The organism is Kiloniella sp. (genome assembly GCF_048259265.1).
Classification (GTDB): Bacteria; Pseudomonadota; Alphaproteobacteria; order Kiloniellales; family Kiloniellaceae; genus Kiloniella.
Genome location: NZ_JBLXHT010000003.1, coordinates 77,898 through 98,601 on the forward strand (window position 1 = coordinate 77,898; position 20,704 = coordinate 98,601).

Here is a 20,704-nt window from a genome sequence, read left to right on the forward strand (position 1 = left end):
AAAATCACATCCCGGTTTGGATTGTAATTTCACCTTCGCTATAGAGGGTCAGCCCGCTGGCAAAGCTATACACATTAAGCCCAGTTACATCGACACCAGAAGCAGTAACATGTGAACTGGCGACACCACATGACACCAAAAGCTCTCCTGCTTCTAAAAATATCTCGTTACATTCACCAGCAAAAAGAACAACGGCACCAGATTCATCAGGCAAAAGATCATCGAGATGAAGGGAAACAATATCCACCTTATCATCGAAAGAGGTCTCAAAAGCAGAATAGAAAAAATCATCAGAAACCAAAGGCCTCTGATTATTTTTCACGGCACCAACAGCCGTAGTATCTTTTACGTTGGCACTCATCTCTACTCGCAAACTCTAAAAAAATAATTTTACATAACGTTTCTGCTATATATAGCATTTATTGTAAATAACAACTCACATTCTCACATACCATTCAAAAAACAAACAATAGCTTTTAATTTGTGGCGTTCTCATAAGGAAAATGATAACGCCACACACAACGATATGAACAACACAAAAAAAGGGCGCCCGATCAGGCGCCCTTTAATTACCAACAATCTCTCAGAAGAGATTATTCGATCAGACCATCAGCCCATGACTTGTGATCAACACGTGCCTGCTCTGGCGCTTGCACACCTAGATTAGTCATCAACTGACCGCTAAGAGCAAGAATCCGGTATGAAGCAAGCTGCTCATTGGTCATTGCAGAGATCAACTGTCCACGAGAAGTGAAGAGTTCATTTTCTGCATCAAGAACGTCAAGCAATGTACGCTGCGCTACATCAAATTGGTCACGATAAGAATCACGTGTTTCCGTGTTGTACTGAACAGAAGAAGCAAGATCAGTTACAGACTGACGATTTGATTCAAGCGCGAACCAAGACTGACGCATTTCACGTTGCGCATCAACAACAGAGCTGTAGCGCTGGTTTTTGCTTTCAGACAAACGAGCCAATGCTTCTTGCCTTGCAGCACGATCAATACCACCGCGGAAAAGGTTCCAACGCAAGCGAAGCATTACTGAATTGTTTTGCTCGTATGAACCCGGCGTAGCATCGAACTCATCGCGATGTTCTGTTGAGGCTTCAAGATTTACTGAAGGGTAGAAAGGAACTTCAGAGAGCTCAACTTCCGCCTCAGCAGTACGAACATCAGCTTCAAAGATACGGATTGTAGGGTTGCTGTTCACAGCCAAATCTACTGCTTCATCCAAACCACCAGGCAGCTCAGATGAAAACGCTTCAGGCGCATCTAGATCTTCGGGGAAGTGACCAACGATACGCGTGTAGTTAGCTTCCGCATCACGCAAATCGTTATAAGTTGTTGTCAGTGTATTTCTTGCACGGGCAGCACGCGCTTCTGATTGAGAAACATCTGCACGGCTACCGCCACCGCCAGCAAGACGTTCTTGCAGGTTAGCAACGATATCAATGTGAATCTGTAGGTTATTTTTAGCCAAATCAAGCAGTTCACGCTGTCTCAAAACTTCAAGATACGCGCCAATTGCATCAAGAGCGAGGAATTCAGCATTTTCTTGAACGCGGTTAGCGGCAGATTCGACTCTAGCTTTCTCACGCTCAACTGTAGCACCAGCTTCAAAACCATCAAAGATACGCTGCTGAAGGGTAATTGAAGCATCAGTAGGATTAATCACATCGTGCTTACCAGTACCACCGCCAGCACGAGATGTTGAATCATCGTTGCTTTCAATTCCTGCACCAGCAGAAAGATCAATCTGCGGGAGGTAAAGGCCACGTGCCTGACGAAGCTCTTCGTCTACAGCCTCACGATTGTGAGCAACAACCCCGATATCCGGGTTCGTTGCAAGAGCTTGTGTAATTGCTTCTTGCAGTGTGACTGCCTGAGCAGAAGACATAGCTGGCACAGCTAACGCACTTGCTAGAAGTACGGATTTAAAGCTAACTGCCAATGTTTTACCCAACTGGCGCATTGGTATTTTTCCCCCGATGCTTCCCCGTGTTCATTGACGAATCACAGGCAAATAAAATGACTAATTCATAACCTACAAATAGAATACTGTGGTTCTTTTACAATCCAGCGGCCTCCAATGTCAAGAATCCAATAGACATCACGGCCATTTAAGCAAGCATGTTGCAAAAAAACCACACCCGAGTTTTCTCCATACGATCCAGCGACAACCAGTTACTTTCGACGACCGAAACAATTTATGGATAAAATCTGTTGTTCGTCGCAGAACCTATACTAAAAACCAAATACCTTCAAGTTTCAATTGTGGTTTTTCATGAATTTTTCACACCTTATTGGCGTTTTCCTTTTGCATCAAATCCCTTAAAAGATGCACTCTCTACACCTCCTTGGCATTTTGAGACCACCAACAAGGAGTTAGGGAGACTATAAACCAGCCAGTAAATATACTTAGATTTGGAGTTATGTAGAATAACTCTAAAGCCTGCGCATAGCTAATAGAACACTAGAGGTTAACTTTTAACCAAGCATACGAGACACAGAATGAACGAATTAATTTTGATCATGAAGATTGCAATCAAAGATTATCTTTGAAAAAGCTCTGCCTTAGCCTTGAGAACAATCGATGGAGATTAAGGCGTAGACTAACAAATCAACAGAAAATCAATATTGATAAATACGACGTAAAAATGTTTGAGAGAATTAAAGTGGTGCCCAGAGGTGGATTTGAACCACCGACACGCGGATTTTCAGTCCGCTGCTCTACCAACTGAGCTATCTGGGCACCGGGGGCTTGCCAAACTCGTTGGCCGCCGATGAAGGGCTTATAGAAAATGATTCAGGCTCTGTCCAGCCCTATTACAAAGAAAATGTAAAAAAAGAGAATTTTCTTATATTTTCAAACGTTTAATTACAATATTTCATCATCATCAACATTGCCTATCGGCCGTTCTTCTGTAGGAATCCGGTAGCCGCCATCAAGCCAGCGATTCAAATCAACATCAGCACAACGTTTTGAGCAAAACGGCTTGTATTTATCAGCCACCTCGCCTCGGCACACTGGACACAACAATTTACTTAGACTTTTCTTTGGCATTATCTTTCACACAAGGTTCTATTCAAACACAACACGATCATCAGCACTCAATTCAGGGTCGACAGACAGACTGATCTTTTTCCCGATTTTTTCTTCAATATACGGCAAAGCATCACAGCCACTCAATGATTGCACTACTTTACGAGAAGCCACAATTGATGATCCAATTTGCCTGTTCCGCATACTTTCTGCCCAAAACCTCCTCATTCCTTCCAGACCGACGATAGCAGGATCCTTTTCGTGCCCCAACCCACCGATACCAACAGGCCTAAGCAGTAAATCCTGCAAGCTCAATCCCGCCCTCTTTCTGGTTAACTCCTGTAAGCCAGTCATATAAAGCGGCAGTAACTTATGCCCAACTCTATCAGCTTTGAGCAGGGACTTAAAAGTTGCCTGCAGTTTTTTCCTATGTTCAGGGGACTTCATGTAAGGAAAGTCGATGACAATACGTCCTGCGATATTTCTGAGCTTCAATTGTCGAGCGATTTCATCTGCGGCCTCAAGATTAAGCTGATAATGAAGCGCTTCAGCCCCACCATTATGCTGCATTGATCCTTTGTTAACATCAATCGCGGTTAACGTCCGACCTTGTTCAATGAGCAAATTTCCTCCAGAAGGAAGCGGGATTTCAGTTTCAAGTAAATGCTCTATCTGTTCCTCGATTCCAACAACGTCGAAAAGATCTGGTCGCTCGGCTGAATGCTTAATACTAATCAGGTCAGATCCCCTCTTACCAAGATAGCATTTGATCTTTTGGGCAATCCCAGCATCAGTTACCTCTATAAACTCAATCGGTTCTTTCTGTTGCAAGATCCATTCGCCAAGCCTATCAAGCGTCTTTAAAACTTGTACTTTTGCAGGAATATTTTCGTGTAACCGAGCTTTTAAGCGCACACCTTTACCGTCAAAAGCCTCTCTTACACCTTCAACACACAGAAACGTTCCCTCACTAAGCGACTGGCCACCAAGCGATTTAGGGATATCTTGAAGAGGTAAAAACCCTGACTGCGACAACCCAATATCAACAAAAGCAGCCCCCACCCCCTTATCTATTCCAACAATACGACCGACATATTGATTTCCAACGACTTGAGGCTTATCAGACCGTATAACAAGGACATCTTCCAGCTTTTCATCCACCAAGCGTGCAGCACGAATTAATCCCGGAAGATAATCTATGTAGATTTCATTTGTCATACAGCTTTAAAAACCATTTCCAACCAACATGTTTACGACTTCTGGTAACGATAGCCCAACAACATTTGTGTACGACCCGCCTATCCAAGGAATAAATACAGCTGCCCCCCCCTGGATAGCGTAACCACCCGCCTTCCCTTTCCAATCTTGGGAATCTATATATGCATCAATTTCGTTCTGGTGAAGACGCTTGAACTTTACAGCCGTTGTCACAACTTTTTTTATTACATCACCATTCGGCAGTACAAGAACATGGCCAGTCAAGACACGGTGACGACGCCCAGAAAGTAAGGACAAACAATCACGCGCATCGTGCTCATCTTCTGCTTTGGGTAAAATACGCCGCCCAACGGAAACCACTGTATCAGCAGCAAGAACAAAAGCACCACCATGCCGTCCAGATATCAGCATAGCTTTTTCCAAAGAAATTCGCTTCGCATAATCAAGAGGAAGCTCTCGATTTTTAGGCGTTTCGTCAATATCTGCAGGATCAATTACATCTGGCTTAACCCCTAATTGTTCCAGCAAATCCCGCCTACGCGGAGACCCTGATGCCAATACAAAGGTAGCTGAAGACTGACGAGAAAATAATTTCATAGACTATACAATTCTAAACTTTAAGACGCAGAACAAGTTCGACCTTATAAACAAGAAACAAGGTGAAGAGTGCTCTTAAATAAACACTGTGGCTAGATAACAAAATTCTTACTTCCAAACAATGACCTTCACCAGCAACCAACATTTAGAAAAAAATCAGCAAAAAAACTTTACTGACCAATGGGAATTGTTAAGCTTTTATGTATAGTATATGGCATTGATTTTCTTTTATTCTGGAGGGGGAGGAAACGACAAGTATGGGCATACGCTTCGCATTCACCCTATGCGTCCTGCTTTCGCTTTGTTTTCCAGCAAAAGCTAAAAAACTTGTTCTTGCCTGCAACGAATGGCCCCCCCTTGTTGATAGCAAAAAAGAAAACCACGGACTTTTTGTTGATATATTAAAAACAGCCGGGCACCGTGTAGGTTACGACATTGAACACCTGATCTTGCCATGGAACAGATTGGTTGCTTTAACAAAAACCGGTGAAATTGATGGCATATCATGTTCGACTTTCAACGCCGACAACCAAGACTGGGTAACCTATACCAATCAAGCGTTTTGGGTTACTGAAGTTGGATTATTTGTTAGAAATGACAGCCAGATAGAACTTACACAGCTAAAAGAACTTAAACAGTACACTTTTGGCGCACTGAAAGGTGGGGCCTATACAAAGGTATTACAGGGGCTAATTGATGATGAAATCAAACTCGTCTTTTACCCCAAAGAGGCAAATGGTATGAAGATGCTAATTGAGAAGCGTTTTGATATTCTCTTTACAGGTAATATTCTGGGTAATTATATCCTGCAAACAAAAAAACTGGATCAAGCTGACAGTATCGTTTATCTGGAAACGCTGTTTTTGGAAGACATTCATCCTGCGATTAGCCATAAAAGGGCCGACGCAGATATAATTACTGACCGCTTAAGTCAAGGTTATAAAATGATAAAAACAGACGGAACACTCGAATCCCTGTTTAAAAAGCACAATCTCTACCCAACTTCTTATAATGTTAAACTAGCAAATTGACATTACAGGTTTGGTTTTAGATCAAGCGTAAATCTTTCCTCTATTTTCTTCTTTAAGAAGTCCCGCACCTGTCGATAAGCTTCCAATCTCGTTTCCCGGCTACCCTCAATAAGCGTTGGATCAAATGTATGCCAGAATTCAACATCACATGCCATGGTACGTGTCATCTCGACTGCAGAGTGTTGAGCTTCAGGAGAAAGGCTGATAATCAAATCGAACGAGCTATCTTCCAGATCCGAAAAATTTTTGGCGCGATGCTTTGAAATATCAATGCCAATTTCATCCATTACTTCAATAACAAAACCATCAATCTCTTGAGAGCGCACGCCAACAGAGTCCACAAAGACCTTATGCCCAAGCAAATGCTTTAAAATACCTTCGGCCATAGGCGATCGTACAGCATTATGCGTGCAGGCAATGAGAACCGCGTCGGGAAGATCGCTCACTCAACGCCCCCTGACATGGTGAAGGGCACAGATCAAGGTAAACAAACGACGGGCAGTATTGAAATCCATCTCAATCTTGCCATCTAACCGCTGTTGCAAGATTTCAGACCCCTCATTATGCAGTCCACGGCGCCCCATATCAATTGCTTCAATTTTCATGGGGCTGGCCATTTTAATGGCCTCAAAGTATGTCAGGCAGACTGAAAAATAATCTTTGATCACCCGGCGTAATGGTGTCAGAGAGAGAATATGCTCACACAAGAACGTATCCCCTTCTCTGTCAATTCTGAACCTTAGGCGGTTTTCAACAATAGCCAAATCCAGAATATAAGGTCCTGCTTCGGAACCGAAAGGCACAAAGTGGTTCTGCTCCAAAATGTCATAAATAGCAATCGCACGCTCTTTTTCGACATCAGGCGAACTGCGTGCCAGAGATGCTTCATCCAAATTGATATGGGAAAGATAGTGACAAGACTTCTGACCATCCTGTTCCATTTTCAGTCCCCCAAACACCTATAGTTCGTATCACACCCCGGCCAATCGTGGTGGTCCCCATACTATGCCAGCGGAATAATAAAAAGGTAAAGCCCCGATCTAGAACGGAATAACCCGATTTGCGCTTTATTCTTTCAGAGCAAATCGGGTTAGAGCTTTTCTTCGTCGAACGAAACCTAACCTTCCAAACGCAAAGATACCGATAAGGCGTGCGCGGTAAGTCCTTCCTCTTTGGCGAGAGTCACCGCTGCTGGGCCAATCGCTTTCAAACTCTGGGCATCACAGGAAATTAAGGATGTACGCTTCATAAAATCAAGCACAGACAGCCCTGATGAAAAGCGGGCTGACCGGGCAGTTGGTAGTACGTGATTAGGTCCCGCCACGTAATCACCGATAACTTCTGCGGTATGACGCCCCAAGAACATAGCCCCTGCATTTCTAATATTAGCAGCCATTACATTTGGTTCATCAACAGCTATCTCAAGATGTTCAGGAGCAATTCTATCTGTCAAGGCAACAGCCTCTTGAAGATCATCAACCAAGATAATTGCCCCATGATCTTGCCAGCTTTTTCCTGCAATCTCACTTCTGGACAGAGCTTGTAGATGAATGTCAACAGCTTGCTTTACAGCTTCGGCAAAGTTGACGTTATCAGTAATTAAAATTGATTGCGCTGCGGTATCGTGCTCAGCTTGTGCCAGAAGATCAGCCGCAATCCAACGGGGATCATTTTGGCCATCAGCAATAATCAGAATCTCTGATGGTCCCGCAATCATGTCGATACCAACCGTACCAAACACCTGTTTTTTTGCAGCGGCAACATAAGCATTACCAGGACCGACAATTATGTCGACAGGATTGATTGTATTCGTGCCATAAGCCAGCGCACCAACCGCTTGCGCACCACCAATGCGATATATCTCATCGACACCAGCAATAGAGGCAGCTGCAAGAACTAATGGATTCAGAATACCATCTGGTGAAGGAACGACCATCACCAATCTATCCACACCAGCAACTTTGGCAGGCAAGGCGTTCATCAATACTGATGACGGGTAACTTGCCAATCCACCGGGAACATAAAGCCCCGCAGCCTGAACCGCAGTCCAGCGATGACCAAGCTGGACACCAACCTCATCCGTATACTGTAAATCTTCTGGTTTCTGCCGTGCGTGATAATCCGTAATCCGTTTTGCAGCCAAATTTAACGCCGCAATAGATTCAGGATCACAGGATGCAACGGCGTCAGCAATCTCAGCCGCAGAAACAGACATTGAATCTGTGTTCAGTTCCAGACGGTCAAAACGTTTAGTGTAATCAAAAAGAGCCTCATCACCCCGATGTTTTACATCAGCTAAAATCTCGGCGACGGTATCGTTTACATCAGAAGAAACTTCACGTTTTGAAGAAAGAAGATCAACAAAACGACTTTCAAAATCGGCAGAACTAGCTTTGAGTTCACTTGGCATTAACCGCCTCCTGAAAGCTGCGGACCCAGTGGTTGATTTCATCAGGTCGGGTTTTAAGGGCCGCACGATTTACAATGAAACGGGACGAGACATCAGAAATCTGTTCAATTTCGGCCAAACCATTTGCCTTTAGCGTAGCACCGGAAGAAACCAGATCAACGATACGTCGACACAAGCCAAGATTAGGTGCCAATTCCATCGCACCATTTAACTTGATGCATTCCGCCTGTACGCCACGGGCTGAAAAATGCTTCTTGGTTATATTCGGATACTTCGTTGCGACACGAATGTGACTCCATTGCGAAGGGTCTTCATTTTCCAATAGCGTCGTAGGCGCGGCCACGGACATGCGACAGTGTCCGATATCCAGATCAACAGGTGCGTATATTTCAGGATAGTCAAATTCCATAATAACATCGCTACCTGCCACCCCGAGATGAGCAGCACCAAAGGCAACAAAAGTTGGAACATCAAAGCTCCGCACCCTGACAAGCTCCAGATACTCAACATTGGTAGCAAAACGTAACTGACGACACTTGTCATCAAAGAATGACTCTTCGGGTACCACCCCTGCACTTTTCATTAAGGGCAGAAGTTCTTTAAGAATACGTCCCTTTGGGACAGCCAGGACCATCGGTTCGATCTTGGGCATAATATTTATCCGTTTTCTTTACTAAGGCCTGAGAAAAAATAAGGTTTGTGAAATTTTTCTACAGGCCTGAAATAATCTTTGTCTTGTTCTCTGTCACGCTTCTTCCGGGGAGCGTGTGCCCTCTGAATGCTGGTCTTGTTCGTGACCAGCATCATCAACACTATGTCGAGGCTGATTTAGTGTTGGCCACGGTTCACTGATATCATCCATATGGCAACGAATTTGTGACACCACCAACCGAATAGCCGCACCACCAGAAAAATGGAGCGTAATATAACCGGGTATCGCTGCAACTGTCAGCAGATTGAGGATCTCGTCTTTGTTTTGAAGGTCCACACCTTTGGTTTGAACAGATTTTACCTTGTCAAAACAAAGCCCAGTATTAACCCTATGAAAAGTTGGCAAATCATCAACGTCTTCAAAGGAAACATCATCCTGTTCCGCTTGTCCTTCGGGTGTATCAGGCGCAGATAAAGCACGCTCACGAAGTTCTTGCGGTAACATTTCCCAGCAAAAGCGATTAACGACCAACACAAATCGTTTCTCTTCGCGCAAATAGGCGACATCACACAGAGGAGCCAGGGAATCCTGAAGCAAGCCCGAGAGTGTACGAATGTCCTCGGCGTCACGCGCTCTGATCTTCAGTCTTTTTCCCTCAGTCATATCTTCAAATTCCCAACTGGTTCCTATTTAAGCACTATTCGCCCTTGATACGTTCGATATCCGCACCACAGGCAGCAAGTTTATCTTCAACACGTTCATAACCTCTATCGAGATGGTAGACACGGTTTAACACAGTTTCACCATCGGCAACCAGTCCTGCCATAATAAGAGAAAAACTTGCTCTTAGATCAGTCGCCATCACTTCGGCCCCGGTCAATTTAGCTTGGCCTCTCACCAAGGCAGAAGAACCGTGCACTGTAATATTAGCGCCCATTCGACATAATTCTGGTACATGCATAAAACGATTTTCAAAAATCGTCTCGGTAATCATCGATGCCCCATCTGCAGTGGACATCAATGCCATTGTCTGTGCCTGCAAATCTGTAGGATAACCCGGATAAGGCTCTGTCATGATATCAGCCCCCATAACCCGCTCTCCTGAACAGCTTGCAATCATACCATTTTCAAGTTCTTCGATACTGACACCGGCATTGGCAAGTTGATCAATCATGGAGCGAAGATGTTCCGGCCTCGCGCCAATTAACTCCAGCTCTCCCCCCGTCATCGCTGCCGCCATGGCATAGGTCCCGGTCTCGATACGATCTGGCACAACAGTATGTGTATAGCCATGCAAACGATCGACACCTTCAATCGTTATTGTATCAGTACCAGCGCCCTGAATTTTAGCGCCCATTCCCATCAGACACTCGGCGAGATCCACAACCTCGGGCTCGCGCGCCGCATTAATCATACGTGTTGTACCTTTGGCCAACACCGCAGCCATCATAATATTTTCTGTCGCACCAACAGATACTTTCGGGAACATGACTTCACCACCGATCAGGCCTTTTGGTGCCTTAGCGTGAACATATCCCTCTTTAAGTTCAATTTCAGCGCCCAGTTGCTCCATACCTTGCAGATGTAAATCAACAGGGCGAGAGCCGATTGCACATCCTCCCGGCAAGGAGACCTCCGCATGACCTTCACGAGCAAGCAAGGGTCCAAGAACAAGAATAGACGCCCGCATTTTTCGAACCAATTCATACGGGGCTTTGGTTGTCGCTATCGTCTTGGCATGCATTTCAAGAATACGCCCGGCACAACCTTCACTTCCGGCAGAGCCGTTCATGTGCAGCTCAACCCCATGTTGAGCCAAAAGGTTTGCAAGGGTTGTAATGTCAGCCAGATGAGGAAGGTTTTTGAGTGTCAGCACTTCATCAGTCAACAAAGAAGCCGTCATCAACGGCAAGGCCGCGTTTTTGGCTCCTGAGATCCAAATTTTGCCTTTAAGTGGATTACCACCGCGAATTTTAATTTTATCCATCGTACTTTACCGTTTCTGCCTGGTTATCAACTGTCAGACAGGACTATCCAAAAGCTTTGTTCAAATCGTGGCGTTGATTTGTTTAAAGGATCTCAATTCCCAAAATAAATCGCCTTACTTCTGTTACAGAACTTAGGGCTAAATAATATTCAAATGCCCCAAGCTATAGTGTTTATCCTCAACGGATAACTTCATTACAATCGAGGCAGGGTAACGCCGCGCTGCTTCATGTATTTACCTGCGCGATCTGCGTAGGAAACATCACAATCGCCCTCGCCCTTCAAGAAGAGAAACTGACAAACCCCTTCGTTGGCATAAATTTTTGCGGGTAAAGGTGTTGTGTTTGAAAACTCCAAAGTCACATGGCCCTCCCACTCTGGCTCTAGCGGCGTCACATTCACGATGATACCGCAACGGGCATAAGTGGATTTACCCAGGCAGATAACCAGAACATCGCGTGGAATACGAAAATATTCAACGGTCCGGGCTAACGCAAAAGAGTTAGGGGGAATAATGCAGACATCATCATCTTTTTCGACAAAACTCTGATCAGAAAACTCTTTTGGATCAACAATGGCATTATGCACATTGGTAAAGATCTTGAACTCTTTGGAAACTCGTGCGTCATACCCATAGGAACTGACGCCGTAAGAGATAACACCCTCACGTCTTTGAGCTTCGACATAAGGCTCAATCATACCATGGTTTTCGGCCTGTTCTCGAATCCAAGTATCCGGCATAATTCCCACGGCATATCCTCCCAATGTTCACCGATTCCATTTTCTTGCACGTCAATGACATACAAGGCCATAAGCCTTCTACTGTCTTCCGCCCCAAAGCTCAAGATTGAAGATAAGAAGAACAACAGATTTGTCGTGATAACTCACCTAAAGATGTATAGGCAAATTCTGAGAGATTACCAGTGCAAGAGGTATGCTTTACATTAATTGCGCCAAACTACTTGCGCTCGCGAAGCTGACCTTTCCTCTTTTTGAGGTTATCTCTCAGTGCCTTTGCTTCACGATCCAGCCGTATTTTTGTCCGCTCTGCCATTTCCTTTTCGGCATTGATGGACTTCTGGCTGCGCTGTTTATTATCAGTAAGGCTTTCGCCTGCCGAACTTTCGGTCTTGTCATCATCTGTCATGGCCGCAGATTGCAAAGTCTCACCGATAAGGTCAAGCCTCAAGCCATCAAAACAGCCCATTATCATCACACCTGCCATTCGTATAACATATAAAGGGATGACAAAATTTTATAAAAAGATAAAAATAAGTCTTGCATTAAAATGCGGGCAGAGGCATATAACGCCCGTCCAAACAAGGCCGTGGTAGCTCAGTGGTAGAGCACGTCATTGGTAATGACGGGGTCGGAAGTTCAATTCTTCCTCACGGCACCATTTTTCAAAAAATATTCTGACAAGCGGTGTGCTCTCGGCTTTCTCTACCCGTCAAGAGAACAGAGCTATTAAATGCATTAGCTTGCTCAGAAACAATAAAATTCTTCCGATGACTGCTATTACCGTCTACTCATCAAAGTTACAGTACCTTGTTAACTGTAACTTTGCTTACCCCTTCATCCTCATATCTTTTCACCTGAAACATAAGATTTCACAACCAAAACCACACTAAACGTGTTTAACAATTGCCGAATACTCTTATTGATGGCATTGTTCTTATCTCGCTCGTAGTGTGTTTCTTGCTGTGTAAAGTTTTGATGACAAAACATGTTATCACATTAGCCCCTATAACCTTGCCTTCGGGTAACGCCAATATCCTTTTGTCGCAAGGGCTTGAGTGGTGGGAAAATTCTGGTGGTATCATCGGTCGGGACCAAGCAACCAAATGCATACTAGAAAATTTGCAGATATCGGTTATCCAGCGGGAAGACCGTATCCCCCCGCTTATCCATGCTGGCAACACATCGGTAACGGCCCAGGTATTCGGGCACAATTGGGCGAAAACCTGCTCAGGATCAACTCTTCCAGATGCTGAGTTTGATCTGGCCGTTACAGAATCGTATATAAAAGTTCTCGAAGAGAATAAACCGGTTGCCCATGAAGTGGTGGCACCACTGGCTCACCCTGTGAAGGGAAATTGTCTGGTTAGTTATCAACGCCTACTTCTACCCTGTCGCTTTAAAAGTGGGGGAAATGTTATTGGGAGTATAACAAGCCTGAAATCATTTTATGTTCAGCAAGATATTCCAAATCATGGCGCCCCATCCAAACCAACCAATCGCTAGGATCGATCTCGCGCGGTTGCTCCACCCAATGAGAACCGATGGGTTCGCAGTGAAAATATCCTTCTTTAAGCGCAAAACCAGACAAACAAAGTCTTTCCCCCATGAAGCCATAAACAAAATCCGGGGCCCATTTAAGTAGAGCAACGGACAGAGCCAAATGAGACATAATGCCCCCAAGGTTCATCCGGGCACAGGACCGATCAACCCATACATCACCATGATAAACAACTCTACCGTTGATACGTTGAGCGCCGGGGCTGGACGTCGCCATCAGTTTTCCACCATGTAAGCGCTTGAGCTGTTGCTGCCACAAAGTGGCTAAATTGATTTCTCCCAATTCAGAAAGACGCATAACCTGTGTGCTGACAGTATTGCCATCCTGATCAAAACCTCTGATCCAAAAACCATCTCGAGGAAGAATATCGAAATACTTGGCACTAAATGGCTCGGAAAGGCGCTTTCTATCTTCTTTCGAGTTACAAATCCTTTCCAGTTCTTGAAAGTCCTCACACATTTCTATCGTAATCCCTTTATCAGATAACGTAGCCTCTATATCCGATATCTTCTTTGTTACAGCCTGTATTATTCTTACTTTTTGCATTCGAACACCCTCACTCCCCAGCAGTTAAGAACAGCATCTCAATCAACAACAGATAATGACTTTCCTAAAGACAGCGAGAATGGCTGCCCAGAATTTGAAAAACACACCATACAGGAAACAAAATTTGGTGGGAGGAAATGACGCCGAAAAGATCACAATTGCGTGGGATCGTATCTTTATCCTGCTATCAGGGATCGAAATGGATTACCTTTACCTACGCAAGAAACTGACCCGTTGAAATTTTATGATAAAGAAAATAATTCCTGCTTTATTACCCATGCTGACTATGGCCATAGCGGCTCCCAACGCTGCGCTTTCTGCAACAGAAAATAGTCTCTGTGGAGAAGTCGGGAATGCCTGTCAAGTAAAGCTCGGCGCGTACAATATTTCTCTACCTAGGGTCTCTCTACCCCGTGTTTCGTTATCCCGTACAAAAAAAGATCACAGAATTCCGGCAGTTATTTTTTACCACGGCGCCGGAAGATCAGGAACTGACACTCTAAAGAATACCACAATGATCAAGGCAATGAACAATCGTGGATATGCCGTCATTGCCCCCAGTGGCCTTAAACGACCAAACTCTCGGTTTGGACCGGGATGGTCTTTTATACCGCAACGAAAGAAAATGCGTGACGAACTCGCCTTCACCCGTGAAATCATTCAGGATGCGACCCACAAATTTAAAATTGATCGTGACAAAATCTTGATGAGTGGCTTTTCTATCGGCGGGTCCCTCGTGTGGTATTTAGCCTGTCAGGACAATCAGATTGCCACTGCCTTCGCACCAGTTGCCGGAGCATTTTGGTCACCAGAACCAACGGCACAAGATTGTAGTGGTCCCATCAAGCTGATGCAGACACATGGCTGGCGTGATAAAACCGTACCTCTTGAAGGCCGGCCAATTGGTGGAGGCACGGTTCAACAAGGTGATGTGTTTCATAGCTTGAAGGTTATCCGGGAAGTCAATCAATGCGAAGGACTTCGCGCAGATGAATTTGATACGAGCTCCACAACATCTGACTCCGCCCTCTTTTGGAAACGTTGGTGGACGCGGTGCAATCCCGAAAGGCTGGACAAAAATGGCCTTGGACTGGTTTGAAAAAGTCACCACACAGCTTGATAAAACGAATTGAGAATATTTTGAGTTTTCCCGTCATAAATATTCACAGGCCCCACACTAACTCAGACTGTGGTCAACACCTTGCCCTTGCAGTTGAACCATACCTGACTCATGGCCTTGTTCTCTATATTGAAGCAAGAGCTTCTGAGAAACATCCAGAGCAACCGAAATCGACCTAATCCAAGGTAATTCTCGAGATAAAACAAGTACCCCTTCTGGACCATATAGTGTCACTTTAAATGACTCTGTCATTATTGTATCCTTTAAATCAACAAAGAACAAAATAAGAACATTTAGTTAAAATTATGTTAAGCACTTCCTAATCGAGATGACATATCTACAGAAAATATATATCACACACCCGACCTCTATACTCCGTAAAGAATGGGCAAAATATTTTTCTATCCTTGAGGAGGCATATCACGCTAAGCTGTTTTATGCGCACTTATTAACACATGTCCCATCAGCGTTAAAACCAACAAGACGTCAGTTGTAACAGAGGCCATAAAAACAGGAAGACAAATGATATTACGCTTATTTCTCGTTATCGTTTTCATAACTGGATTATCGGCCTGCGCACAGACCAGATCTGTCACTACGTTAAATAAGCATGATAAATCCATTGAATTTGTTGAAATGATTTTCACAGATGAGTTTGTCAAAAAATCTGTCTTGGAATCATTTCTTGAATACAAAGCAGAAAATAAAGTCGCGGCAGTGCGTATACCGGATAAAGCACTTGAAGAAATAAATACTCTCATAACAGAAGAAATAATTAAAAACCGTACAAGCCTGATCAACAAAATAGCAACAATTTTCACCGAAGAGTTAACCAACGACGAAATCATAGCACTTCATAGTATTAAAGATATTAAACTATTTCAAAATGCACATGCTAAATTAGCAAAAAACAATGGCACTCTTACTGGGCTCACTCGGCAAGAAATTGATATCTTGTCGAATATTAAAAAACCAGAATCTTTTCTAACGGCAATTCCAAAGTTAGAGAAACTCGAAAACCGAATGAAAGCAACAGGGGAAGAATTTGCAAAAGAAATTCTCCCTAAAATCTTACCTAAGCTACTTATAATTTTCTTAGAAAATGAGCCTCTCATTAGCGCTTTTCATTTTTTATATGGAACAAACACAATCAACCACGCGCCTATTTAAAATCACACAACCGTGTTTAAGTATTGGGTACAGTAAATGCTTTTTGATCAGGAAACCCTCGACAAACTAATAGCACTGCGACGGGAATTACATCGCCACCCCGAAATTTCTGGTCATGAGAAAGAAACCAGTGAACGCATCACGACCTTTATTAAGCAGTATGATCCTGACAAGATTATCAATAACCTGGGTGGCTATGGAATAGCCGCAATTTATAATGGTGAAGAAACAGGGCCTACCGTTCTTATCCGGTGCGAACTTGACGGGCTACCCATAACCGAAACAGGTAATTTACCCTATCAATCAATCCATCAAGGCAAAGGACATTTATGTGGTCACGATGGACATATGACAATGGTTGTGGGTCTCGCCACTTTGTTACACAGAACACGCCCAACGAAAGGCCGCGTCATCCTTTTGTTCCAACCAGCAGAAGAAAACGGCGCAGGAGCCAAAGCAGTCATTAATGATCCCAGTTTTGATAGTATCAAACCAGACTACGCTTTTTCGCTTCACAATTTACCGGGCCTGGTATTACACAAGGTTGGGATAAAAGATGGTTCTTTTAACTGCGCATCCCAAGGCCTTTGGGTTACCCTCGAAGGTAAAACATCACATGCGTCCCACCCTGAAGACGGTATCAGTCCTGCCGCGGCGATGTGTGATTTAGTAACAGCCTTCTCACGACTTCCAACCAACCCTGAATTTACAAATGATTTTGCCCTTGTAACCGTCGTTCATGCCAACCTTGGAGAAGAAGCCTTTGGCATTACACCCGGCTTTGCAAAAATTATGGTCACCTTGCGGAGCGAAACAGACAATATTATGTCCTTATTACAAGAAAAATCAGAAAAACTGATCAGAGATATTGCTCAAAAACACACCTTGAAAGCCTCTTACGGATACGAAGATATATTCGCAGCTTCGACAAATGCACCAGAAGCAACACAGATACTAAAGACCGCTTTTCAGGACGAAAATATTGTCAGTGATGAAATGATTGCCCCCATGCGCTGGTCAGAGGATTTTGGGCAGTTCGGCAATATCAGCAACAGTGCAATGTTCACTTTAGGATCAGGCATAGACCAACCTCAACTCCACAACCCTGATTATGATTTCCCTGACGAACTAATTGAAACAGGAACAAAAATATTCCACCGTGTCGTCAGAAGTGTCCTAGGCCCCAGCAACTAAAAATACTTGTAACTAGTAATTATACCAAACACTCTACCGATACCTTTAAAACCATATCTACTGACGTTTTCTTCAAAAACCAACATAACATTTTCAGGTAACCATTATGCATAGACACTACGGCGTTATTATCAAATGTTTTCTCTCAGCCTTAATATTGGGTATCGTTACACAACTGGCTTTTACCGCAGGGTTTGTTCGGTGGTCAGCCACACAGGGGAATGATTTTAGCGCAAACTATTGGATGATCGTTAAAGACACTTGGCACAATGACGGATTAACCACTTTTTTAATTTGCATGGCATCAAGCCTGATTATCTACTTAATAATCAGAAAGTTCACGGCCCAACAAGAAACGGCCGAGAAAATTATCACATGGCTCATTATCCCGATCACACTAATTTATAGCGTGATTATGTATCCAAATTTTTCCGATTATCTATAATCAACGACGAACTTAGCTACCTACCCACTACCCAAAGCAGGAATATCCCGCTTGAGATCAGGGGCATCATGAATGAAGGTAACCGTTAACTGCCCCTGAATGGCATTATTTTTATTACCTATTTTTTCTAGTTCAGTACTAGGGTTCAGCGTGGCTTCATCCAACTTTGAAAGGAGCTCTTTATAGGCGGGCACGTCATCTATTTCGAAATTAATCGTTGCTGCCTTATTAGAAAGTAAAGTGTGATCACTTACCCACCCACCGCTCTGGCTAATTGCTGTACTCAATTTATGTATCGCGCTGTGCCGATCCATTGATGTGATAATCGAAATACGAACAAAATTCTTCACGATTACCCCCGAATGGCCGCCTTTAGATCTTCTATCAAATCCTCAACATTCTCAATACCAATGGAAAAACGGAGTAGATCATCAGGAACAGGGGTCCCCTCGCCCTCAACCAGTGCCCTATGCTCAACAAGGCTCTCCACACCGCCCAAAGATGTCGCCCTAACAAAGCGCTTCATGCGTCCCATAATTGCTGCGGTAGTATCTTTTCCACCTTCAAATCGGATAGACAGCATTCCACCAAAACCACCCGTCATTTGTTTGGCGGCAACTTCATGATTTGCGTGAGACGAAAGCCCAGGATAGATCACTTCCTTTACACCAGCAAATCCATCAAAATATTGTGCCAACTTCATCGCGTTTTCACATGCACGTTCAACGCGGATGTGCATGGTTCGCATTCCACGAAGTAGAAGCCAACTTTCAAACGGCCCCAAGATCCCGCCTTGTTGAGCGCGGATTTTACACAGACGCTCCCATCGCTGATCTTCTTTCGCAGCAATTACAGCACCAGCAACAACATCGCTATGGCCATTTATATATTTGGTCGCGGAATGAAATACAAAATCCGCACCAAATTCAATTGGCTTTGTGATCAGTGGCGTTGAAACAGTAGAATCAGCAACCAACTGTGCCCCTACGGAATGCGCCAAATCAGCAGCTTTTCTGATATCGACAACTTCCCAAGTTGGGTTGGCCGGGGTTTCTATCCATAAAATTGCAGTCGGCGCGGCCTTCACCACATCAATCATATCCGCTTCGTTCTGCGGATCATAAAAAGCAAGATCGATATTCCAGTCCGCACAAAAAGAGATAAGCCATGCACGAAGGGACCAATACATAACCGTCGGCGCAACTATCCTGTCGCCGGGACGAAGTGTTTGTACAAGCGCCGTTGCCGCTGCCATCCCAGAACCAAACAACTTACAAGAAGATCCTGCCTCTAGCTCACAAAGAATAGCTTCAGCCATTTCAGCATTTACGCTCTGATCACGTGCGTAAATGCGGTTGCTGTTATAAAGCTCCCCTTGTTCGTTACGGGCAAAGGTTGTTGACGGCTGGATTGGCGGGACAACAGAGCCGCTCTCTTTATCCAGATAATGTCCAGCCTGTGCCAAAAGTGTTTCAGCCTTATCCTTAGTACCCATAACATACTCCTTTATTAATTCAGCCAAACAATAGGCGGAACAAAAAGGAATGAAAACTCTTAGTTTCAAATGCTCAGAATAAATTACTAAAAACCAATTACCGATAAAAAATCAACACAATAAAATAATTAGGATATTCATATATAACACGCTTAAGGGCTTCTATAACACGCTTAAGGGCTTCTCATATTTTGCTACCCAATAACTTTCGGGTGTTTTCGTTAATGAATGTAAAAAATTAAGAGCTTCGACAAAGAAACAATCTGAAACACATAAGTTGCAATGAACAGCCCCTTGCTTCTTTTTCAACACAGCAGGACAGATTGTGTTATCTTCGAGCTTATAGAGGATGAATATGTGCGGTTTCCCTATAAAAATCCGGAGGCACGAATGACATTTTCCCGACGTAAATTTATTACCGCGCTGACGACACTTGCGGTATCACACCCCCTAACCCCCTCAATAGCCAGCAATAAGAAATCTGATCACGAATCAGATAAAGACAGAAAAGACCTGACAGAAACGTGGCAAAATCCCGGGTTTATACGACTGGAAACCCTCTCAACTTTAATCCAGATAAATAATATTATTATTCTCACTGCCCTCACAGTTTATTTTCTGAAGATAATAAGTCTCAGATCAATAACGCGAAACAATGAAAACAGGCTTTCTGTTCCCAAGTCTGTGCCTCTATTTGGCAGTTTGTTCGAGAAAACATACGACAGCGATGATTTTTCCCCTCAAAACAAGCTGGGCCTTGCCTACACACACAATAATTCATTGATTTTAGATCTTGTTCCAAACAGGCCGCAAGTAGTGACAGAGATCATGCCAGACTTTGATCTGGAACAGGAAATCACCCGCCTGGATCAACAGGTTTCCCCAATTGGTAAAAACCTTATCCTGAATTTAGGAGCAACAAGTTATTCAAGTGAACGCATCGACCTTCTGAATAGTGATTACAGCTATCGGATAGCATCAAAAGAAGCCAAGGTCGCGACTGAAGAGAACAGTCAACTGCCACTATTAAGTAAAACGCCACTCATCTCACATTTTTTTAAAAATAAAGTCGGTGCAGTATATGGTTCCAGAAATCTGCATATACTCGTCAAACCGTCAATTGTTGAAAACAATTAACTCCATAGCTTGCCGCGATTATGGTCAAGCACGACCTGTTGGCTCTCCATTTGCAAACAGTCGTTTACCCTGTTCATCAATAATCTGCCGTCCTTTACGAACTGTAAATTCAACGGCTTCTTCCCGTGTAGGAAAAGTATCTGCCCTCAGAAAAAAGCGTTCCATTTCGGGATCATCCGGATTCTCATTGAGCTTCTTAATATAGCCACTCAAACGCCATTGGCCACTATCGGCTTTATCTGGCGATGGAACAATCGCATAGCCTTCGTACATAACAGGTTCGTCTTTAGACTTAGCCTCCTCTGTATTTTGTGAAGAAAAACCAAAAAGTTTCGAAAAAAATGACATCCAGCCAAAACC

25 protein-coding genes and 2 tRNA genes are annotated in these 20,704 nt (G+C 43.8%); 8 read left to right on the forward strand and 19 right to left on the reverse strand.

What is annotated here, in order from left to right:
* Window positions 1–4 precede the first annotated feature (4 nt).
* The 6 genes from ACN0QW_RS06375 to ACN0QW_RS06400 form a co-directional block, all read right to left on the reverse strand.
* Window positions 5–361, reverse strand: a complete 357-nt coding sequence (locus ACN0QW_RS06375; RefSeq protein ID WP_417429797.1) for a hypothetical protein — start codon at window positions 359–361, stop codon at window positions 5–7.
* Between the two features lie 232 nt (window positions 362–593).
* Window positions 594–1,973: a TolC family outer membrane protein gene (locus ACN0QW_RS06380; protein ID WP_417429799.1), complete on the reverse strand. Its 1,380-nt coding sequence runs from the start codon at window positions 1,971–1,973 to the stop codon at window positions 594–596.
* 704 nt (window positions 1,974–2,677) lie between these two features.
* A tRNA-Phe gene (locus ACN0QW_RS06385) sits at window positions 2,678–2,753 on the reverse strand.
* A 126-nt stretch (window positions 2,754–2,879) separates the two neighbouring features.
* Window positions 2,880–3,065, reverse strand: a complete 186-nt coding sequence (locus ACN0QW_RS06390) for a DNA gyrase inhibitor YacG (RefSeq protein ID WP_299371567.1) — start codon at window positions 3,063–3,065, stop codon at window positions 2,880–2,882.
* Window positions 3,066–3,083: 18 nt separating this feature from the next.
* The gene (locus ACN0QW_RS06395; RefSeq protein WP_417429801.1) at window positions 3,084–4,262 is read right to left on the reverse strand and encodes a ribonuclease E/G; all 1,179 of its coding nucleotides are present in this window, start codon (window positions 4,260–4,262) and stop codon (window positions 3,084–3,086) included.
* Window positions 4,263–4,268: 6 nt separating this feature from the next.
* Window positions 4,269–4,859 carry a Maf family protein gene (locus ACN0QW_RS06400; RefSeq protein WP_417429803.1) on the reverse strand — a complete coding sequence of 197 codons (591 nt, stop codon included), beginning with the start codon at window positions 4,857–4,859 and terminating at the stop codon, window positions 4,269–4,271.
* Window positions 4,860–5,116: 257 nt separating this feature from the next.
* On the opposite strand from ACN0QW_RS06400, the gene ACN0QW_RS06405 reads away from it, so the two are divergent.
* On the forward strand, window positions 5,117–5,890 hold the full coding sequence (locus ACN0QW_RS06405) for a substrate-binding periplasmic protein (protein ID WP_417429805.1): 774 nt from the start codon (window positions 5,117–5,119) through the stop codon (window positions 5,888–5,890).
* Between the two features lie 2 nt (window positions 5,891–5,892).
* On the opposite strand, the gene ACN0QW_RS06410 is transcribed toward ACN0QW_RS06405, so the two are convergent.
* From ACN0QW_RS06410 to ACN0QW_RS06445, 8 genes are all read right to left on the reverse strand, one after another.
* On the reverse strand, window positions 5,893–6,336 hold the full coding sequence (locus ACN0QW_RS06410) for a low molecular weight phosphatase family protein (RefSeq protein WP_417429807.1): 444 nt from the start codon (window positions 6,334–6,336) through the stop codon (window positions 5,893–5,895).
* The gene (locus ACN0QW_RS06415; protein WP_417429809.1) at window positions 6,337–6,831 is read right to left on the reverse strand and encodes a UPF0262 family protein; all 495 of its coding nucleotides are present in this window, start codon (window positions 6,829–6,831) and stop codon (window positions 6,337–6,339) included.
* A 176-nt stretch (window positions 6,832–7,007) separates the two neighbouring features.
* Window positions 7,008–8,300 (reverse strand): histidinol dehydrogenase, encoded by a 1,293-nt coding sequence (gene hisD, locus ACN0QW_RS06420; protein ID WP_417429811.1) that lies wholly within the window; start codon window positions 8,298–8,300, stop codon window positions 7,008–7,010.
* Window positions 8,290–8,952, reverse strand: coding sequence for an ATP phosphoribosyltransferase (gene hisG / locus ACN0QW_RS06425; RefSeq protein ID WP_417429813.1), 663 nt, complete (start codon window positions 8,950–8,952; stop codon window positions 8,290–8,292). The genes hisD and hisG overlap by 11 nt, the downstream gene beginning before the upstream one ends.
* Window positions 8,953–9,045: 93 nt before the next feature.
* A complete protein-coding gene (locus ACN0QW_RS06430) occupies window positions 9,046–9,615 on the reverse strand; it encodes a DUF2948 family protein (RefSeq protein WP_417429815.1) in 570 nt (189 codons plus the stop codon).
* Window positions 9,616–9,649: 34 nt separating this feature from the next.
* Complete coding sequence (murA, locus tag ACN0QW_RS06435) at window positions 9,650–10,939, reverse strand: UDP-N-acetylglucosamine 1-carboxyvinyltransferase (RefSeq protein ID WP_417429817.1); 1,290 nt, start codon at window positions 10,937–10,939, stop codon at window positions 9,650–9,652.
* 194 nt (window positions 10,940–11,133) lie between these two features.
* Window positions 11,134–11,679 (reverse strand): dCTP deaminase, encoded by a 546-nt coding sequence (dcd, locus tag ACN0QW_RS06440; protein ID WP_417429819.1) that lies wholly within the window; start codon window positions 11,677–11,679, stop codon window positions 11,134–11,136.
* A 217-nt stretch (window positions 11,680–11,896) separates the two neighbouring features.
* The gene (locus ACN0QW_RS06445) at window positions 11,897–12,145 is read right to left on the reverse strand and encodes a hypothetical protein (RefSeq protein ID WP_417429821.1); all 249 of its coding nucleotides are present in this window, start codon (window positions 12,143–12,145) and stop codon (window positions 11,897–11,899) included.
* 117 nt (window positions 12,146–12,262) lie between these two features.
* Here ACN0QW_RS06445 and ACN0QW_RS06450 point away from each other — a divergent pair.
* Window positions 12,263–12,337, forward strand: a tRNA-Thr gene (locus ACN0QW_RS06450).
* A 245-nt stretch (window positions 12,338–12,582) separates the two neighbouring features.
* Window positions 12,583–13,182 carry a hypothetical protein gene (locus ACN0QW_RS06455; RefSeq protein ID WP_417429823.1) on the forward strand — a complete coding sequence of 200 codons (600 nt, stop codon included), beginning with the start codon at window positions 12,583–12,585 and terminating at the stop codon, window positions 13,180–13,182.
* Here ACN0QW_RS06455 and ACN0QW_RS06460 read toward each other — a convergent pair.
* Window positions 13,094–13,783 (reverse strand): hypothetical protein, encoded by a 690-nt coding sequence (locus tag ACN0QW_RS06460; protein WP_417429825.1) that lies wholly within the window; start codon window positions 13,781–13,783, stop codon window positions 13,094–13,096. The two genes, ACN0QW_RS06455 and ACN0QW_RS06460, sit on opposite strands and share 89 nt — an antisense overlap.
* Before the next feature lie 244 nt (window positions 13,784–14,027).
* Here ACN0QW_RS06460 and ACN0QW_RS06465 point away from each other — a divergent pair, with 244 nt between their 5' ends.
* The gene (locus ACN0QW_RS06465) at window positions 14,028–14,882 is read left to right on the forward strand and encodes an alpha/beta hydrolase family esterase (protein WP_417429827.1); all 855 of its coding nucleotides are present in this window, start codon (window positions 14,028–14,030) and stop codon (window positions 14,880–14,882) included.
* A 78-nt stretch (window positions 14,883–14,960) separates the two neighbouring features.
* Here the strand turns inward: ACN0QW_RS06465 and ACN0QW_RS06470 are convergent, their stop codons facing one another.
* A complete protein-coding gene (locus ACN0QW_RS06470) occupies window positions 14,961–15,155 on the reverse strand; it encodes a hypothetical protein (RefSeq protein ID WP_417429829.1) in 195 nt (64 codons plus the stop codon).
* Between the two features lie 270 nt (window positions 15,156–15,425).
* Here ACN0QW_RS06470 and ACN0QW_RS06475 point away from each other — a divergent pair, with 270 nt between their 5' ends.
* From ACN0QW_RS06475 to ACN0QW_RS06485, 3 genes are all read left to right on the forward strand, one after another.
* A complete protein-coding gene (locus ACN0QW_RS06475) occupies window positions 15,426–16,073 on the forward strand; it encodes a hypothetical protein (protein WP_417429831.1) in 648 nt (215 codons plus the stop codon).
* Window positions 16,074–16,109: 36 nt separating this feature from the next.
* The gene (locus tag ACN0QW_RS06480; RefSeq protein WP_417429833.1) at window positions 16,110–17,267 is read left to right on the forward strand and encodes an amidohydrolase; all 1,158 of its coding nucleotides are present in this window, start codon (window positions 16,110–16,112) and stop codon (window positions 17,265–17,267) included.
* A 106-nt stretch (window positions 17,268–17,373) separates the two neighbouring features.
* The gene (locus ACN0QW_RS06485; protein ID WP_417429835.1) at window positions 17,374–17,712 is read left to right on the forward strand and encodes a hypothetical protein; all 339 of its coding nucleotides are present in this window, start codon (window positions 17,374–17,376) and stop codon (window positions 17,710–17,712) included.
* 20 nt (window positions 17,713–17,732) lie between these two features.
* Here ACN0QW_RS06485 and ACN0QW_RS06490 read toward each other — a convergent pair whose 3' ends face one another.
* Together ACN0QW_RS06490 and ACN0QW_RS06495 are read right to left on the reverse strand one after the other, a co-directional pair.
* A complete protein-coding gene (locus ACN0QW_RS06490; RefSeq protein WP_299085096.1) occupies window positions 17,733–18,062 on the reverse strand; it encodes a hypothetical protein in 330 nt (109 codons plus the stop codon).
* A 2-nt stretch (window positions 18,063–18,064) separates the two neighbouring features.
* Entirely contained in the window at window positions 18,065–19,207 is a 1,143-nt protein-coding gene (locus ACN0QW_RS06495) for a trans-sulfuration enzyme family protein (RefSeq protein ID WP_417429837.1), read from the reverse strand.
* A 390-nt stretch (window positions 19,208–19,597) separates the two neighbouring features.
* Here ACN0QW_RS06495 and ACN0QW_RS06500 point away from each other — a divergent pair, with 390 nt between their 5' ends.
* Window positions 19,598–20,344 (forward strand): hypothetical protein, encoded by a 747-nt coding sequence (locus ACN0QW_RS06500; RefSeq protein WP_417429839.1) that lies wholly within the window; start codon window positions 19,598–19,600, stop codon window positions 20,342–20,344.
* Between the two features lie 24 nt (window positions 20,345–20,368).
* Here ACN0QW_RS06500 and ACN0QW_RS06505 read toward each other — a convergent pair whose 3' ends face one another.
* Window positions 20,369–20,692: an HlyU family transcriptional regulator gene (locus ACN0QW_RS06505; protein ID WP_299085088.1), complete on the reverse strand. Its 324-nt coding sequence runs from the start codon at window positions 20,690–20,692 to the stop codon at window positions 20,369–20,371.
* Window positions 20,693–20,704: the final 12 nt, after the last annotated feature.